The 12,067-nt window shown below is 53.9% G+C and carries 13 protein-coding genes; 7 read left to right on the forward strand and 6 right to left on the reverse strand.

All coding sequences use genetic code 11. The annotated features are described in order from the left end of the window. Positions 1 to 11 precede the first annotated feature (11 nt). A complete protein-coding gene (locus LJA86_RS05755) occupies positions 12 to 1,139 on the reverse strand; it encodes an alpha/beta hydrolase (RefSeq protein ID WP_048222916.1) in 1,128 nt (375 codons plus the stop codon). Positions 1,140 to 1,253: 114 nt separating this feature from the next. Here LJA86_RS05755 and LJA86_RS05760 point away from each other — a divergent pair, with 114 nt between their 5' ends. Beyond that, positions 1,254 to 2,138: a LysR family transcriptional regulator gene (locus tag LJA86_RS05760; protein WP_023311521.1), complete on the forward strand. Its 885-nt coding sequence runs from the start codon at positions 1,254 to 1,256 to the stop codon at positions 2,136 to 2,138. Between the two features lie 64 nt (positions 2,139 to 2,202). Here LJA86_RS05760 and LJA86_RS05765 read toward each other — a convergent pair whose 3' ends face one another. Beyond that, complete coding sequence (locus LJA86_RS05765; protein ID WP_032674674.1) at positions 2,203 to 2,439, reverse strand: tautomerase family protein; 237 nt, start codon at positions 2,437 to 2,439, stop codon at positions 2,203 to 2,205. 61 nt (positions 2,440 to 2,500) lie between these two features. On the opposite strand from LJA86_RS05765, the gene LJA86_RS05770 reads away from it, so the two are divergent. After that, complete coding sequence (locus LJA86_RS05770; protein WP_023311523.1) at positions 2,501 to 3,004, forward strand: winged helix-turn-helix transcriptional regulator; 504 nt, start codon at positions 2,501 to 2,503, stop codon at positions 3,002 to 3,004. 398 nt (positions 3,005 to 3,402) lie between these two features. Next, on the forward strand, positions 3,403 to 3,858 hold the full coding sequence (locus tag LJA86_RS05780) for a hypothetical protein (RefSeq protein ID WP_229225773.1): 456 nt from the start codon (positions 3,403 to 3,405) through the stop codon (positions 3,856 to 3,858). Positions 3,859 to 3,901: 43 nt separating this feature from the next. On the opposite strand, the gene LJA86_RS05785 is transcribed toward LJA86_RS05780, so the two are convergent. Beyond that, complete coding sequence (locus LJA86_RS05785) at positions 3,902 to 4,312, reverse strand: YybH family protein (RefSeq protein ID WP_229225774.1); 411 nt, start codon at positions 4,310 to 4,312, stop codon at positions 3,902 to 3,904. Positions 4,313 to 4,630: 318 nt separating this feature from the next. Between LJA86_RS05785 and LJA86_RS05790 the strand changes: the two genes are divergently transcribed. Together LJA86_RS05790 and LJA86_RS05795 are read left to right on the forward strand one after the other, a co-directional pair. After that, positions 4,631 to 4,933 (forward strand): hypothetical protein, encoded by a 303-nt coding sequence (locus LJA86_RS05790; RefSeq protein WP_229225775.1) that lies wholly within the window; start codon positions 4,631 to 4,633, stop codon positions 4,931 to 4,933. Between the two features lie 138 nt (positions 4,934 to 5,071). Continuing rightward, positions 5,072 to 5,782 (forward strand): YnfC family lipoprotein, encoded by a 711-nt coding sequence (locus tag LJA86_RS05795; RefSeq protein WP_229225776.1) that lies wholly within the window; start codon positions 5,072 to 5,074, stop codon positions 5,780 to 5,782. 187 nt (positions 5,783 to 5,969) lie between these two features. Here the strand turns inward: LJA86_RS05795 and LJA86_RS05800 are convergent, their stop codons facing one another. Together LJA86_RS05800 and LJA86_RS05805 are read right to left on the reverse strand one after the other, a co-directional pair. After that, positions 5,970 to 6,287 carry a YebG family protein gene (locus tag LJA86_RS05800; protein WP_024909116.1) on the reverse strand — a complete coding sequence of 106 codons (318 nt, stop codon included), beginning with the start codon at positions 6,285 to 6,287 and terminating at the stop codon, positions 5,970 to 5,972. A 70-nt stretch (positions 6,288 to 6,357) separates the two neighbouring features. Then, complete coding sequence (locus tag LJA86_RS05805; RefSeq protein WP_025911432.1) at positions 6,358 to 6,711, reverse strand: helix-turn-helix domain-containing protein; 354 nt, start codon at positions 6,709 to 6,711, stop codon at positions 6,358 to 6,360. 337 nt (positions 6,712 to 7,048) lie between these two features. Between LJA86_RS05805 and LJA86_RS05810 the strand changes: the two genes are divergently transcribed. Next, positions 7,049 to 8,224 carry an efflux RND transporter periplasmic adaptor subunit gene (locus tag LJA86_RS05810; RefSeq protein ID WP_229225777.1) on the forward strand — a complete coding sequence of 392 codons (1,176 nt, stop codon included), beginning with the start codon at positions 7,049 to 7,051 and terminating at the stop codon, positions 8,222 to 8,224. A 24-nt stretch (positions 8,225 to 8,248) separates the two neighbouring features. After that, entirely contained in the window at positions 8,249 to 11,404 is a 3,156-nt protein-coding gene (gene oqxB / locus LJA86_RS05815) for a multidrug efflux RND transporter permease subunit OqxB (RefSeq protein WP_021241210.1), read from the forward strand. 67 nt (positions 11,405 to 11,471) lie between these two features. On the opposite strand, the gene LJA86_RS05820 is transcribed toward oqxB, so the two are convergent. Continuing rightward, entirely contained in the window at positions 11,472 to 11,951 is a 480-nt protein-coding gene (locus LJA86_RS05820) for an RrF2 family transcriptional regulator (protein WP_025760257.1), read from the reverse strand. Between the last annotated feature and the right edge of the window lie 116 nt (positions 11,952 to 12,067).

Here is a 12,067-nt window from a genome sequence, read left to right on the forward strand (position 1 = left end):
GGCGTAGAGGTTTATTTCAGGTTGGTTTTGAAGAACTGCTCAAACTGGCCGAAGGGGATCTTCCCGGCAGCATTATCGTACAGATCGACATGGTTTGCGCCCGGAACAATCACCAGTTCCTTCTGCTTGCTGCCGACCGCTTTAAACGCATCTTCAGCAAAGTAGCGGGAGTGTGCCTTTTCACCGGTTACGATAAGCGTTGGGATAGTAATTTCCCCGGCGTAGCTCAGCAGCGGCATATTCATAAATGATAATGGCGTGGTCGCGGTCCACGCGCCGGTGGAGTTGACGGAGCGCGCATGGAAGCCGCGCGGCATACGGTAGTAGTCAAAGAACTCTTTGAGTACCGGATTCGGGTTGTCAGGTAACGCCTCCGGCAGAATACGTTCAGCTGCCGTCACCTTGCCGTTCTCATCGACATAAATGTCATGGCCGCCGTGCGCGAAGGTACCGTTCTCAGCATCTTTCCAGCGCTGTGCGTTCAGATACTGCAGAACGGCACGGCGGTCAGACGTTGAATAGCGATCTTTCCCGTCGCCCACGCCGTGGCCCATCGCCCGGCTCATGTCATACATCACGCTGGTGGCGACCGCCTTCACGCGGGTGTCCATGGATGCTGCGTTGAGCGCCATACCGCCCCAGCCGCAGATGCCGAGAATACCAATGCGGTTACGATCAACCTCTTTCTGCAACCCGAGGAAGTCCACCGCCGCACTAAAGTCTTCGGTGTTGATATCCGGAGACGCTACGTTGCGCGGCTGGCCACCGCTTTCTCCCGTATAGGACGGATCGAACGCCAGGGTCACAAACCCATTTTCTGCCAGGGTTTGCGCATACAGGCCGCTGGACTGCTCTTTGACCGCGCCAAATGGCCCGCTGACCGCAATCGCTGCCAGCTTGCGGTCGCCGCGGTTTTTGGGAAGATACAGATCGCCTACCAAAGTGATCCCGTATCGGTTCTGGAAGGACACCTTACGGTGATCGACTTTGTCACTTTCGGCGAAGGTTTTATCCCATGTGCTCACCATCGAAACAGGCGCGTTTGGGTTGGTGGTTTCTGCATAACTCATTGTTGTCACTCCACTTAATGATGCACATAGCAGCATCGCAACGGACAGTTTTTGGGTAAATGTTTTCATAGAAATGAACCCTGGGTTGTTGTGTTGCGGTCATTATAGTTAGCAGAAATAGTGCTGATTAGAGGGCGAAAGCTGCTAGGATTCATATCATATTGTTATAAATGGGTGGGGATGATGGCGAAACGGGAAAACTATAATGAGCTGTACCTGTTCATGCAGGTGGTACGGGAGGGGAGCTTCACGGCGGCCGCGCTTCGGCTTGGGCTGGCGCAATCCGGGATCAGCCGCTCGGTTCGCGAGCTGGAAGAGCGATTGGGCGTTCAACTTCTGGTCCGCACCACGCGCAAGCTCTCGCTCACCCATGCCGGGGAACAGCTTTATCAGACCGCCGAGTCTGCATTCGATACGCTCGATACGGGTCTGGCGACTCTGGCACACTATCGTCAGACGCCGTCCGGCACGGTGCGTATTAATGCCAGCCAGCACGCTATCGATAAATGTCTGCTGCCAAAGCTCGCCATTTTTAAACAGCGTTACCCGGACATCAGGCTGGAACTGATGAATGAAAGCCGCTTCGTCGACATTATCGCCGAGCGGTTCGATGCGGGTGTCAGACTGGGGCCGGAAGTGGGGCAGGGAATGATTGCAGTGCGTATCACGCCTGATATGGAAATGGCCGCGGTGGCTGCCCCGGAACACTTCAGACGCTACGGTTTTCCGCAGACGCCAGCCGATTTAGTGGCTCATCCCTGCATTGCCTACCAGTTTGCCGACGGTAGTGACTATCAGTGGGAACTGGTGCAGGACGGGAAAAAAATCACCCATCGGCCAGAGGGGCAATGGGCGCTGTCTGACAGCTACATGGAAGCCGAGGCCGCCCGGCTGGGGCTTGGGCTGGCCTATGTCCCGGTGGAGCTGGTGGCTGACGATCTGGAGCGCGGAACGCTTATCCGGGTGTTGCAGCGCTATAGCCTGCGCATGGACGGGCTGTATCTCTATTATCCGCACCGCAACGTGTCGCCTGCCCTGAGGGCTGTGATCGATACGCTGAAAATTTAGGGCGCATAACATCACCAGAGCGGACATTCAAACTGCCCGCCGGTGAGCTATGACTAAAAATAAATCAGGACCGCTGTGGTGAGGCAAATTTTGCAGCAATCATTTCAGATGTGGGCTGTATTCCCCCAAGACTCCACTGTTCCGGTTCATGCTCGTCAATACGGATCCATACTGAACGCCGGAATTCAGGATCGCCGTTTCCCTCAATTTCAACAATAAGGTCAGTCATACGACGTAGCAGTTCTTTTTTTTGCTCCGAATTCATAATTCCTTTAATGGTTTGCACATTTACGAAGGGCATTGTATTCTCCTTAAATAACTGAGTCTTTAAATCATACTCAGGTTACGAGGCAAACGAAGAGATGTCAAAAAATAAATCATTACCGTACTTATTACCTGAGCTTTGTGGGTTAGCGGCGGCCGCTGAGCTTCTTGGCGATCAATGGGTTTTGTTGATTCTGAGAGAGGCGTTTTATGGGGTAACACGCTTTGAAACAATACGTGATCATACAAAAATCACCAGGCAGACGCTGGCGAACCGATTAAAAAAAATGACTGAACTCGGCCTGCTTTGCAAAATCCCTTATCAGGAAGAAGGGGCGCGTGAACGGTATGAGTATGTTCTCACCGCCAAAAGCCGCAGCCTTGCGCCGATTCTTTTCTCTTTGATGGAGTGGGGTCATAAAAACATACTGCACGACGCACCGCATATTGCCTTAACAGACAAAGAAAGTGGAGAAGTGGTGAATAGCGCCTATGTTACCGCCGACGGTAAGTTCGTTGACCCTAAAAACGTTCGGTTAACGTTTCACGACAGCCAATACTTAGCCGCCATGCCCCAGGCGCCTGACCATACTGACGCTTAAAGCTGCGGTTGAAGGACTGCCGGGAGTCAAAGCCCAGCGAGAGCGGTGATTGATACCCTTAAAATTTAGGGCAGCGTTGTCATTCTGGAAGGCGCCTCGCAAACCGCAAAGTAACCTTGTGAAATTCAGCGTTATGTCTTTTCCTCAACGGGTCGCGGTCGTAAAGTGCCTGCGTTGCGGCACATCCGCAATCGGGCGTAGGAACCCGTCAACCATATAGTGACATTACGTATGTCGCAGCAGTGCCGATCTCGTTACAATAACGGTGGCGCTGACGGAGCAGCCGTAAGGCTGGCCGTTTTCTATATGGGCGGTATTCCTACCTCTGTCAGCGCTACCCCCCGAGCGTAGGAACTCAAAGGGTGGTTAAATAAACTCCATATAGAAGGAAGCCTTGTATGGCGACTATCCCAACCTTGACTTATCTCCCGTCTGACGAAAACGTCATTCTGCAACGTATCTCCCGGCCGCTTCCGGCTGATGCCGATCTTTTTGTCGTCGCCGACAACTGCGCCGCGCTGGTGAGCGTGCTGGTCGAAACCGATGATATCGCGAGCCGTACAGCGCTGTGCGAGCGTCTTCTTGAGGCCATGCGCAGGCTGCGTGAACTCTGTGATGTCGATCTTCCGCCATACCTGATTGAACAGTTGATCATGGGTGAGAAAACCAACTCCTGCGTGCCCGACTGCTGGCAGGACACCTTAACGCAGGTGAACTATGTTCTGGCGCTGACGCAAGCCGTTATGGGTGGAACGCTACCCGCTCACGTAGCGAAAGAGCTGACGGGCCTGCTGCACGATATGGTGTGGCCGCTGGCTGAGTTTGTGAAGGAGCCGCGCATTACTGCGCATTAAGGGGCTGGCGTGGAGGGGCGGCAGCGCCCCTTTGAAGCCGTGATTAACGCGATCGATTCCCGGTATCCAGAAGCGATGTACCGTAGGAGTTGTCGATAGTACAAAGCCAGCGACCGTCGCTTTCCAGCCGAAAAACATAGGTCGCGCGGCGCGACATTTCCGTTATTCCACCCTGACCATCAGGAAAACGCAGAACGGTTTCCATGATAACGAGGGCATTGTCACCGCCTTCGATCACCTGCATCTCTCCTTGTTCCACAATCAATTGGTCCTGGAAATAATCCGAGATGGCAATAAACGCGTTGCGGATGTTTTCTTTGCCTGTAACCGTCATGCCGGGTTTAACGACCAGAGCCGCGTCTTCGGCGTAGTATTCCATCAGCGCGTCATAGTTTTTGGTGGTGATGGCGCGATCGCAGGATTTGATGATCTGGCGTAACGGATGTGGGGTCATGCGTATTTCCTCAGAGAGGGGGGAAGCGTATTAACTTAACAGTCTGGCGTGTTTGTATAGCTACCAGGTTTTGTGGTTGGAAGGTTTAGCATAGAAGCGGATAGTTTTAAGGTTACGCCTGCTATGAATTGTGAGCTCAACGGGGTGATTTCTAAACTGATATCAAGTCATTAAAACCTTCATCTGTCAGGTTTGTGTCAGCAGTCACTACAGCAGGATAAGAACTTCCTTGGGTAACTAAAGATTTTTTGCACAAAGTCGATAACTCCCCGGAAGACAGTCATTTGACGAAACAGTATTTATCAGGGGAAAAAGAAGTTGAGATTTCTAACATTGTTTATCCTCCTTATTGCTATTACCCTACATGCCGAAGAACATGATTATGGCCCACCTGTCTCTGTATGCCTGAACAAACATACCTTTCCCTATATCAACACGATGATTCCAGCTGAAAATATTGTTAATGACGCTTATCTGGCGTGCCAGGGTGTCGTTGATGAATGGAATCGTGAGAGAGAATCCTTGCCCAAAGAAATGGTGATCAAGCAGAATAAGGAGTTGCGTGATATGTATATCAGGATGATTGAGATCCGTCGGAAAGCGAGTGCAGACAAAAAATGAGGGACCCTTGTATCGATTGATTAGAACAAAAAGCAGACACTTAACGTGTGGCATGGAAACGCTTCGATTATTCGTAAAATATGAGAGCGCGAATTCACATCATCGTTGAATGCTATTTTATTAATAAAGGGATGACTTATGAAAGCAGGTGTTTTTTTAAATCTATTATTATTGACGTTATCATTTGATGTCGCGGCATTTACTCAATTCAAACCGGCGGTCTTAAATGCTGCTCTTTTATTCGATCATGATGCAACCACCGGGAACGTAAAACATAGCCTCCAGTGGATGCGGGATGTTACCGGTAAACTTCAGGTTATGACAGAAGTTAGATATGATCGCAGCGGATGCTTTACGAGTATCAACATGGTTGACATGGCAAATGATCGAGAGTTTCATTTGGTCAATAAAGATGGCTTACTGACGTCACTTAAAGGCCAGCGTATTACCGGGAAAATAAATAAGCGCTGCGAAATTACTGAGCTTGAGAATGAAAAAGGTAATTACTTACTCAGTTATAATATACGTGGCTTGCTGGAAAAAATAATGGACAAAGATACGGGCGAAGTGGTAGAGCGATATGAATATCACAACAGCCAATTCCCCGTTCGCATAATAAATTACAGAGATCCAAAAGATGAACGCATCGTTTACCCATCCGGGAGTGCGCAATTCCTTGACTCAGAATTAGTGTCGAAAAGAGAGGACATCACTTTCATGGTGAAGCAAAGCTGTGCTTACACCGCTGATGGTAATGCAGATAAATGCTCGCTGATAGCATCCACTAACGACGACTATCGTGACTCAAGCCTCGTATGGATTTCTAATCACAAAAATGAATATTTCTAAATTATTTAAAAGGACTGAACCCACGTCACCTTCCCGAAAGTCCTATTTTTTTATGTAATTGCATCATCTCCTGCTTTGAAACGATGGTATCGTTAACATCAATCAGCAGGAGAGTACTACAGACAGCCAAAAAGCCGTAAGCAGTTATCTGCTTACGGCTTCCAGAACGGTGATGATTTTCTGACAATCAGGCCGCTTTCACAGCCCTGATTTTTTTGGCGTCAGCCGCGTCGGATTCTGTTTTATCCGCTACAGCTGGAGCAGTGAGATCGGGAAGCTTGCTGGTACGCAGAATATGCTGAACGGTCTCTTTCTGCTCGGCGAGATACAGGCCAAGATTTTCAGCCTGCGTTTCATCCATCTGCATTCCGCTTTGCAACAGCCAGTCGGTGAACGCGTCGGCCATATCAAGCAGCTTGTCGTGAGCGTCAGCCTCTTTCTTACTGGCAAATGTCATTTTCTCTTCACCTTTTCTTACGACAACAAATTTTGTTTCAACAGCCATCGTGCACCTCGCTATACTGTATTTATATACAGTATAGCAGCAACAGATCGATGTTGCAGCAAAATATGCATTACTGGCGAAGCTGCTGTGTTTCCGGGCCACCCATACTGCGTCGCCATGCCCCAGGCGCCTGACCATACTGACGCTTAAAGCTGCGGTTAAAGGATTGCTGGGAGTCAAAGCCCAGCGCGATCGCCACGTTCAGAATCGGTTCGTCACTGTGGGATAACCGCTCAACCGATTTTTGCAGCTTTTGCGCGCGAATATACCCGGCGAGAGGGTAGCCCGTATGCTCTTTGAACAGGCGCTGAAGGTGCCATTTCGAGTAGCCGGAACGCCTGGCGACGGTCTCAATGTCCAGGCGGCTGTCCAGGTTGTTGTCGATCCAGTCGAGTAAATCATGCATAAATGCGCCAGTGTTCATCTGGTTACCCCCACGCAGCGGATGAAAAAGTATCTTTGTCTGTTGCATTTAAAGGTGGCGCGTTTTTGCAGTAATTGCAAGTTTTATTGTTGCATTTAAATCCCTGACCGAAACGGGTCTTTTCACATCCACTCAAATAGCACATAAAGTGCAACAATTATTCTTGCACTTAGTTAAGCGCCTTCCTACAATCGCCGCGAATAGTGTATTCGCAACTGTTACAGTTTTGTGGCGATGAACGACACAAATGGCCTTAAGACAGCCCCCGGACAAAGGAAGTGGCGCGGTGCCTCCTGCTGCGTCTTGCCCGGTGGCGACAATTATCGGAATAAAAATAATGAGCCTGCAAAAAACCTGGGGTAATTCTCATCTGAGCGCGCTGGGGGCAATGTTGCTCTCCGTGCTGCTCGTCGGATGCGATAACAGCGTCGCGCAAAATGCCGCGCCACCTGCGCCTGCCGTGAGTGCCGCTGACGTGGTGGTGAAATCGATTAGCCAGTGGGATAGCTTTAACGGTCGGATTGAAGCGGTGGAGAGCGTTCAGCTGCGCCCGCGCGTGTCCGGCTACATTGATAAGGTGAATTACACCGACGGTCAGGAAGTGAAGAAGGGCGAGGTGCTGTTCACCATTGATGATCGTACCTATCGCGCTGCGCTGGAACAGGCGCAGGCGAACCTGGCGAGAGCCAAAACGCAGGCCAGCCTGGCGCAAAGTGAGGCTAACCGTACCGATAAGCTGATCAATACCCATCTGGTCTCACGGGAAGAGTGGGAGCAGCGACGTTCGGCTGCCGTTCAGGCGCAGGCCGACATTCGCGCCGCGCAGGCGGCGGTTGACGCAGCCCAGCTCAATCTGGACTTCACTAAAGTGACCGCGCCTATCGATGGTCGCGCCAGCCGGGCGCTTATCACCAGCGGGAACCTGGTGACTACGGGCGACACCGCCAGCGTCCTCACCACGCTGGTCTCGCAGAAGACGGTGTACGTCTACTTTGACGTGGACGAGTCAACCTATCTTCACTATCAAAACCTGGCCCGCAGCGGGCAGGGGGCGTCCAGCAATCACACGGCGCTGCCGGTTGAGATTGGCCTGACGGGCGAGGAGGGCTATCCCCACCAGGGCAAAGTGGATTTCCTGGATAACCAGCTTACGCCGAGCACCGGGACCATCCGCATGCGCGCGCTGCTGGATAACTCACAGCGTCAGTTTACACCGGGACTGTTTGCCCGCGTACGCCTGCCGGGCAGCGCGGAGTTCAAAGCCACGCTTATCGACGACAAGGCAGTGCTGACCGATCAGGATCGTAAATACGTCTATATCGTGGATAAAGAGGGGAAAGCGCAGCGTCGCGACATTACGCCGGGACGTCTGGCAGACGGTTTACGCATTGTGCGGCAGGGGCTGAACCCTGGCGACAAAGTCATCGTCGAGGGTTTGCAGAAAGTGTTTATGCCGGGTATGCCGGTTAACGCCAAAACCGTTGCCATGACCGCCACCAGCGCCCTCAACTGATCCCTTGACCTGAGAATCCAACCCATGGACTTTTCCCGCTTTTTCATCGACAGGCCGATCTTTGCTGCCGTCCTGTCGATTCTGATTTTTATCACAGGGTTAATCGCCATCCCGCTGCTGCCGGTGAGCGAATACCCTGACGTCGTGCCGCCAAGCGTGCAGGTGCGCGCGGAGTACCCGGGCGCCAACCCGAAAGTGATTGCCGAGACCGTGGCGACGCCGCTGGAAGAGGCGATCAACGGCGTTGAGAACATGATGTACATGAAGTCCGTCGCGGGTTCCGATGGCGTGCTGGTCACTACCGTCACCTTCCGTCCGGGCACCGATCCGGATCAGGCGCAGGTTCAGGTACAAAACCGCGTCGCGCAGGCCGAAGCGCGTCTGCCGGAAGACGTGCGGCGTCTGGGCATCACCACCCAGAAACAGTCCCCGACGCTGACGCTGGTGGTGCATCTGTTTTCGCCTAACGGTAAGTACGACTCCCTGTATATGCGTAACTACGCCACGCTGAAGGTGAAGGACGAACTGGCGCGTCTGCCCGGCGTCGGCCAGATCCAGATTTTCGGCTCCGGTGAGTACGCGATGCGCGTCTGGCTGGATCCCAACAAGGTGGCGGCCCGCGGGCTGACCGCTTCGGACGTGGTCACGGCGATGCAGGAGCAGAACGTGCAGGTCTCCGCCGGACAGCTTGGCGCCGAGCCGCTGCCGAAAGAGAGCGATTTCCTGATCTCCATTAACGCCCAGGGCCGTCTGCATACCGAAGAAGAGTTTGGCAATATTGTCCTGAAAACAACGCAGGATGGTACGGTCGTCCGCCTGCGCGACGTGGCGCGGATTGAAATGGGCTCCGGGAGCTATGCGCTGCGTTCCCAGCTGAACAATAAAGACGCGGTCGGGATTGGTATCTTCCAGTCGCCGGGGGCGAACGCCATCGATCTGTCTAACGCGGTGCGCGCGAAAATGGACGAACTGTCCACGCGCTTCCCGGCAGACATGAAGTGGGCGGCACCTTACGATCCGACGGTCTTCGTGCGTGATTCGATCCGTGCGGTGGTGCAGACGCTGCTGGAAGCCGTGGTGCTGGTCGTGCTGGTGGTGATTCTGTTCCTGCAAACCTGGCGCGCGTCGATCATTCCGCTGATCGCGGTGCCGGTGTCGGTGGTGGGTACTTTCAGCATTCTCTACCTGCTGGGCTTCTCGCTGAATACCCTGAGCCTGTTCGGGCTGGTGCTGGCCATCGGTATCGTGGTGGACGACGCCATCGTGGTGGTGGAAAACGTCGAGCGAAATATCGAAGAGGGGCTTGCGCCGCTTGCGGCTGCGCACCAGGCGATGCGTGAAGTGTCCGGGCCGATTATCGCGATTGCGCTGGTGCTGTGCGCGGTGTTTGTGCCGATGGCGTTTCTGTCGGGCGTTACCGGCCAGTTCTACAAGCAGTTTGCGGTGACGATCGCGATATCTACGGTGATTTCAGCGATTAACTCGCTGACGCTCTCTCCGGCGCTGGCGGCACTGCTGTTAAAGCCGCACGGCGCGCCGAAAGATTTCCCGACCCGGCTTATCGATCGTCTCTTCGGCTGGATTTTCCGTCCGTTTAACCGCTTCTTCCTCCGCAGCTCAAACGGCTATCAGGGACTGGTGGGCAAAACGCTGGGACGACGCGGCGCGGTATTCGTGGTTTATCTGCTGCTGCTTTGTGCCGCAGGCGTCATGTTTAAAGCGGTGCCCGGCGGGTTTATTCCGACGCAGGACAAGCTTTACCTGATCGGCGGCGTGAAAATGCCGGAAGGCTCTTCGCTGGCCCGCACCGATGCGGTGATCCGCAAAATGAGCGAAATCGGGATGAATACCGAAGGCGTGGACTATGCGGTCGCGTTTCCGGGACTGAATGCGCTGCAGTTCACCAATACGCCGAATACCGGGACGGTCTTCTTTGGCCTGAAGCCGTTCGACCAGCGTAAACATTCCGCAGCGGAAATTAACGCGGAGATTAACGCGAAAATCGCGCAAATCCAGCAGGGCTTTGGCTTCTCCATCCTGCCGCCGCCGATTTTAGGGCTGGGTCAGGGGTCGGGCTATTCCCTGTACATCCAGGACCGCGGTGGTCTGGGCTATGGCGCGCTGCAAAATGCGGTGAACACCATGTCCGGTGCAATTATGCAGACGCCGGGGATGCATTTCCCGATCTCAACCTACCAGGCTAACGTGCCGCAGCTGGACGTGCAGGTTGACCGCGATAAGGCGAAAGCGCAGGGCGTGTCGCTGACCGATCTCTTCGGGACGCTGCAAACCTATCTGGGCTCGTCGTACGTCAATGACTTCAACCAGTTCGGACGTACCTGGCGCGTGATGGCACAGGCCGACGGGCAGTTCCGCGACAGCGTGGAAGATATTGCGAATCTGCGCACCCGTAACAGCCAGGGCGAAATGGTACCGATTGGCAGTATGGTAAACATCACGACCACCTACGGGCCGGATCCGGTGATCCGCTACAACGGCTACCCGGCGGCGGACCTGATTGGCGATGCCGACCCGCGCGTGCTCTCATCAGCGCAGGCGATGACGCAGCTGGACGCGATGTCTAAGCAGATCCTGCCGAACGGGATGAACATTGAATGGACGGATCTGAGCTTCCAGCAGGCCACCCAGGGCAACACGGCGCTGATCGTCTTCCCGGTCGCGGTACTGCTGGCGTTCCTGGTCCTGGCGGCGCTGTATGAAAGCTGGACGCTGCCGCTGGCGGTGATCCTCATCGTGCCGATGACCATGCTCTCCGCGCTGTTTGGCGTCTGGCTGACCGGGGGCGATAACAACGTCTTCGTGCAGGTGGGGCTGGTGGTGCTGATGGGTCTGGCCTGTAAAAACGCCATCCTTATCGTGGAGTTTGCCCGCGAGCTGGAAATTCAGGGTAAAGGCATCATGGAGGCCGCGCTGGAGGCGTGCCGCCTGCGTTTACGCCCGATTGTAATGACCTCCATCGCCTTTATTGCCGGGACCATTCCGCTGATCCTCGGCCACGGCGCGGGCGCAGAAGTACGTGGCGTCACCGGGATCACGGTGTTCTCCGGTATGCTGGGGGTGACGCTGTTTGGTCTGTTCCTGACGCCGGTGTTCTACGTGACGCTGCGTAAGTTCGTCACGCGTGGGAAGAAAGAGGAAAGGGACGTGCTGCCCGCGTAGGGACGTTGCTGATAATAAAAAACCGCCTTCACAGTGAAGGCGGTTTTCTTTCGCATCAGGTAAAACGTTAAGACGTTTTTTGATACTGGGCGATGAGATCGGGGAGCGGATCCCAGCCGCTGCTGTCGGCGTTTTTCACCGCTTCCAGGGCACTCGCTACGGTATGGCGGGCCAGTACCGCTAACGACGCCTGCTCGGCCTCTTCGGAAATTGATTTAAAGTACCAGCACGCGTTAGCGCTGACCACGCAGCGAGCTGGTACGTCAGGGCGCGACGCCCACAGCTTTTTATCTTCGATGACCGACAGGTAGATGTCGCGCAGGGTGATCTCTTCCGGCGGGCGACCAAGATGAATGGAGCCGTTACGGCCAAGCGTTGAGACGATAATGCCGTCTCGCGTCAGCGGAACCATCAATTTGCGGATGAAGCTCGGGTTCGCTTCCAGGCCGTAGGCCAGAATCGCACTCGTTGAACGTTCACCCAATTGCTCCGCCATCGCTACGCTGAGAACCATCTGCAAAGCTGTCGGGAAGCGGTAATCTAACATTTCTCTGTCCTGGGTTGCGGTGAATCTTGTTCTTTTTGGCACCGCAGAGGTGAATAAGCAATAAACAACAATATAACAAATACGGTAATTATTTTGAAGCAATCTGCGGCATTTGC

The sequence above is a fragment of the Enterobacter sp. TCD1-1 genome (genome assembly GCF_020567405.1).
GTDB classification, from domain to species: Bacteria; Pseudomonadota; Gammaproteobacteria; order Enterobacterales; family Enterobacteriaceae; genus Enterobacter; species Enterobacter quasiroggenkampii.